Genomic DNA, 5,796 nt, shown 5'->3' with positions numbered 1-5,796 from the left:
CCCGGTCGAACCGCGAACACACCTCGTCCCACGCCGCGGCGAACACCGGGAACGACTCGTAGAGTTCCCGGCCCATCCCAGGTCGCTGAGAACCCTGACCAGTGAACAAGAACGCCAGACCGCCAGGTTCGGCGACACCCCGCACCAGCGCGTCGCCGACCAGGACGGCCCGGTGTTCGAGGCCGGTGGCACGGGTGGCGATCAGGGAGTGCGCGATGTCGGCTGGCGGGACGTCGAGGACCCGCACCCGCGCCACCTGGGCGTGGAGGGCCTCGGCGGAACCGGCCGAGAACACCAGCGGCACCATGGCATCCGACGGAATAATGGCAGGCGCCGAGAGGGACGGCGGCGGCTCCTCGATGATCGCGTGCGCGTTGGTGCCGCTGATCCCGAAGGACGACACGGCGCCGCGCCGCGGCCGCTCCCCCGGCTCCCATGCCTGTGCCCGCGCCAGCAAGGAGACCGCACCCGACGACCAGTCCACGTGCGGCGACGGGTCGGCGGCGTGCGGTGACACCGGCATGATGCCGTTGTGCATGGCCAGAACGGTCTTGATCACGCCCGCGACACCGGCCGCGGCCTGGGTGTGGCCGATGTTGGCCTTGACCGAGCCCAGCCACAGCGGCCGGTCGCGATCCTGTCCGTAGGTGGCGAGCAGCGCGGCGGCCTCGATCGGGTCGCCGAGGCGGGTGCCGGTGCCGTGTGCCTCCACGACGTCCACATCGGACGGTGCGAGACCGGCGTCGGTCAGCGCCTGCGCGATCACCCGTTCCTGCGACGGCCCGTTGGGTGCGGTGAGACCGTTGGAGGCGCCGTCGGAGTTGACCGCCGTACCGCGCACGACCGCGAGCACCCGGTGCCCGTTGCGGCGGGCGTCGGACAGGCGCTCCACGAGCAGCACACCGACGCCCTCGGACCACGCGGTCCCGTCGGCCGCCGCCGAGAACGGCTTGCACCGGCCGTCGGCGGCCAGCCCGTTCTGCAGCCCGAACTCGGTGAACACCCCCGGTGTCGCCATGACGGTCACCCCGGCGGCCAGCGCCAGCGACGACTCACCCGACCGCACCGACCGCACCGCCAGGTGCAACGCCACCAACGACGAAGAACACGCGGTGTCCACCGTCAACGCGGGACCCTCGAACCCGAACGTGTACGCGACGCGGCCGGAGGCGACGCTGGCGGTCGTGCCGGTGAGCAGGTAGCCGCCGAAGTCCGTTGGCGCCTCGTGCATGCGCGGCCCGTACTCCTGCGACATCGCACCGACGAACACCCCGGTCCGGCTCCCACGCAACGACAACGGATCAACACCAGCCCGCTCCAACACCTCCCACGACGCCTCCAGCAACACCCGCTGCTGCGGATCCATCGCCAACGCCTCACGCGGCGAAATACCGAACAACGCCGCGTCGAAGTCGGTGGCGTCGGCGAGAAAGCCGCCGCGCATGCGGTCGGCGCCGGGCAGGAGCCAGCCTCGGTCGGCGGGCAGCGCGGTGATGGCGTCGCCGCCGGCGTCCACGAGCCGCCACAGGTCCTCTGGGGTGGCGACGTCGCCGGGGAACCGGCAGGCCATGCCGACGATGACGACCGGGTCGTCCGTCTCGCCGGTGACCACCGGCCGGGCGACATCGGCGGCGTCGGGACTGCCGGCACCGCCGAGTTCGATCAGCAGCCGGGTGGTCAGCTCGGCCGGGGTGGGGTAGTTGAAGACGAGAGTGGGCGGCAGGCGCAGGCCGGTGGCGGCCGTGACGCGGTTGCGGAGTTCGACGCCGGTCAGCGAGTCGAAGCCCAGTTCCTTGAAGGTGCGCCCTGGGCGCACGGTGTCGGCCGAGCCGTGGCCGAGGACAGCGGCGACCTCGGCCCGCACCATGGCGGCGACCGTGCGCTCCCGGTCCTCGGCCGACAGACCGGCCAGCCGCTCGGCGAGCCCACCGGCAGTGACACCGGCAGCGGCGCGGCGCGGCGTCTGGCGGACCAGCGATCGCAGCAGCGGGGCGGGGTCGGCGGTGGCCGACAGGTCGAGCCTGGTCGGCAGGACGTGTGCGGGACCGGCGGCAAGCGCCCGGTCGAACAGTGCGAGCGCGTCCGGTGTGGACAGAGCGGTGCCGGTGCGTTCGAGGCGGGCGCGGTCGCGGTCGGTCAGGTCGCCGCTGATGCCGCTGGAGTCGGCCCACAGACCCCAGCCCAGCGACAGCGCGGGCAGGCCCATGGCCCTGCGATGGTGGGCGACGGCGTCCAGGACGGTGTTCGCGGCGGCGTAGGTGGACTGGCCCGCGGTGCCGAACGTGGCGGCGACCGACGAGTACAGGACGAACAACGCGGGGTCGGCGTCGGCGGTCAGCTCGTGGAGCAGGAGCGCGGCACCGGCCTTGGGGCGCAGGACCGCGGCGAGCCGTTCCGGGGTCTGCGCGCCGATCACGCCGTCGTCGGCGACGCCGGCGGTGTGGACGACACCGGTGAGCGGGTGCTCGGCGGGGATGCTCGCCAGCAGCGCGGTCAGCGTGTCGCGGTCGCCGACGTCGCAGGCGGTGACGGAGACCGTCGCGCCGAGGTCCGCCAGTTCGGCGGCGAGGTCGGGCGCGCCGGGGGCGTCGGGACCGCGCCTGCTGGTCAGGAGCAGGTGCCGGACACCGTGGCGGGTGACGAGGTGGCGGGCCACACGCGCGCCGAGCGTGCCGGTTCCGCCGGTGATCAGCACGGTCCCGCCGGGATCCGGGGAGCGCGGGACGGTGAACACGTTCTTGCCGGTGTGCCTGCCTTGGCCGACGTGGCGCAGCGCGGTCTGGGCGTCCCGGATGTCCCACGCCCGCACCGGAAGCGGCGACAGCACACCCTCGGCGAACAGGTCCAGCAGCTCCGCCAGCATCTCCTTGAGCCGGTCGGCCCCGGCCTCGAACAGGTCGAACGCCTGATAGGAGATCCCTTCCGGGGCACGCAGGTCGGCCTTGCCCATCTCCACGAACCGGCCGCCGGGGGCCAGCAGTCGAAGCGACTCGTCGATGAACTCGCCGGTCAGCGAGTTCAGCACGACGTCGACCGCCGGGAAGCGATCGGCGAAGCCGAGCTCGCGGGAGGACGCCAGCCGGTCGGCAGGCAGCCCGGTCGCGGCCCACTTGGCCGGGCTGGCGGTGCCGTAGACCTCCGCGCCGAGATGCCGCGCCAGCTGCACGGCGGCCATGCCGACACCGCCCGCCGCGGAGTGGACGAGCACCGACTCGCCGGCCAGCAGACCGCCGAGGTCGACCAGGCCGTAGTACGCGGTCAGGAACACGACGGGCACGGCGGCGGCGTCGGTGAACGACCAGCCGCCGGGGATCGGCGCGAGCAGCCTGCGGTCCGTGACCGCGCTCGGGCCGAAGCCGCCCGCCACCAGACCGAACACCCGGTCGCCGACCGCGAGGTCGGTGACGCCCGGCCCGACGCCGGTCACGACACCCGCGGCCTCGGTGCCCAGTCGCACGTCCGGATCGGGGTAGCTGCCGAGGGCGATCAGCACGTCCCGGAAGTTGATGCCCGCCGCGCGCACCGCGATGCGGACCTGCCCTGGTGGCAACGACTCCGGTTCGGCGACGGGCTCGCAGCGCAACCCGGTCAGCGCGCCGTCGTCGCCGGGGACCAGCCGCCACGGGACCGCAGGCGGCGTCAGCACCGGCTCGTCGGCGACCCGGACCAGGCGCGGGGCGAGCACGGCCCCGTCCCGCAGCGCGACCTGCGGTTCGCCGGACGCGATCACCGACGGCAGCGCCGCGAGCAGGTGGTCGCCATCGAGCGGGATGTCGACCAGCGTGAACATGCCGGGGTTCTCGGTCTGCGCCGACCGCACCAGCCCCAGGGCGCCCGCCGCGAGCGGGTCGGCGACGTCCTCGGCCGGGCCCGTGGCGATCGCCCCCCGCGACACCAGGACCAGCGGCGTGCCCGCGGACCGCACGAGGCGCAGCGCGTCGGCCGGGTCCTCTGGCAGTTCACGCACCTCGGGCACGGCGGCCGCGCCGTCCACCGCGACCGGGGTCCAGCGCACGGTGAACAACGCGTCGTCGGCGGGCGCGTCGATGGCGCGGGCCGACAGCGGTCGCCAGGCCAGGGCGTCCACGGTCAGGACCGGTGCGCCGTCGCCGTCGAAGGCGGCCAGCGCGACGGTGTCCTGCCCGGTCGCGGTGACCCGCACCCGCACGGCCCTGGCGCCGACCCGGTGCAGGGTGACGCCGGACCAGGAGAACGGCAGGTGCGGAGGGCCGCCGGGCAGGAGGCCGCCGACGAGAACGGTGTGCAGGGCGGCGTCGAGCAGGGCCGGGTGGATGCCGAACGCGTCGGTGTCGGCGGTGTCGGGCAACGCCACCTCCGCGAACGCGGTGTCCTCCACGCGCCACAGGGACCGCAGGCCACGGAACACCGGGCCGTAGGTGTAGCCCGCGCGCGCCAGGTCGTCGTAGCAGCCGGTGGTGTCGGCGCGCGCGGCGTCGGGCGGCCACACCGGTTCCTGGGGCACGGGCGGTGTGCTGGTGGCGAACGCGCCGGTGGCGTGCCTTGTCCATGGCGCGTGCCCGGTGTCCGGCCGGGAGTGGATCTCCAGGGTGTGCTCGGCGGTGACGCTGACCTGCAGGCGCACGGCCCCGCGCGCGGGCAGGACGAGCGGCGCCTCGATGGTCAGCTCGGCCAGCGCGGGGCAGCCGACGTGGTCACCGGCGTGCAGGGCCAGCTCAGCGAAAGCGGCGCCGGGGAACAGGACCCGGCCCGCGACGACGTGGTCGGCCAGCCACGGCTGAGTGGCGGGCGAGAGCCGTCCGGTGAGCACGACCCCGCCGCCGGTGGCCAGCGGCACGGCCGCGTCGAGCAGTGGGTGCCCGGTCGCGTCGGCGGTGGCGGGCCGGGAGGCCAGCCAGTAGCGCCTGCGCTGGAACGGGTACGTAGGCAGCGGAACACGTTTGCCGGGCAGCAGCCGGGGCCAGTCGACCGCGGTCCCCCTGGTCCACGCGACCGCGACGGCGGACACCAGCGTCTCGGCCTCGTCCCGGCCGCGCCGCAGTACGGCCACGGAGTCCGCGACGTGCGCCGACAGCACCGGGTCCGGCCCCAGTTCGAGGAAGGTACGCACACCGCGTTCGCGCAGTTCCGTGACACCGTCGGCGAACCGCACGGTGTCCCGCACCTGCCGCACCCAGTACCCGGGGTCCGTGACGTCGCCGGGCAGCGGGATCGCGGGTTCGTGGTAGGTCAACGAGTCCGCGACCTCGGCGAACTCCGCCAGCATCGGCTCCATCAGCCGCGAGTGGAACGCATGCGAGACGACGAGCCGCTTGACGCGACGGCCTTCGGTCCGCCACCGCCGCTCCACGGCCGCGATCTCGGCCTCGGTTCCCGACACCACCAGCGAAGCCGGGCCGTTCACCGCCGCGATGTCGACGTTCGACGGAACGTCCTCTTCGGACACTTCGGCGGCCAGCATCGCACCACCGGCTGGCAACGCGGCCATCAACCGGCCACGCGCGGCCACCAGTGCGCAGGCGTCGTCCAGCGACAGCACCCCCGCCACGTGCGCGGCCGAGATCTCGCCAATCGAGTGCCCCAGCAGGAAATCCGGGCGGACACCCCACGACCCCAGCAACCGGAACAGCGCCACCTCCAGCGCGAAGATCGCCGCCTGCGCACCATCCGTCCGGTTCAACAACACCTCGTCGTCGACAGGAACCCGGTCGAAACGCGAACACACCTCGTCCCACGCCGCCGCGAACACCGGAAACGCCGCATACAGCTCCCGGCCCATGCCGACCCGCTGAGAACCCTGACCGGTGAACAGGAACG

1 protein-coding gene is annotated in these 5,796 nt (G+C 74.0%); it reads right to left on the bottom strand.

Features of this window, described 5'->3' with window-relative positions:
• Window positions 1-5,796, bottom strand: a 5,796-nt coding sequence (locus WBA97_RS07610; protein WP_424230001.1) for an SDR family NAD(P)-dependent oxidoreductase, incomplete at both ends; no start/stop codon positions are given.

The organism is Actinophytocola sp. (genome assembly GCF_049647105.1).
In the GTDB taxonomy this organism is placed as follows: domain Bacteria; phylum Actinomycetota; class Actinomycetes; order Mycobacteriales; family Pseudonocardiaceae; genus Actinophytocola.
This window is presented reverse-complemented; position numbering and strand designations above follow the sequence as displayed.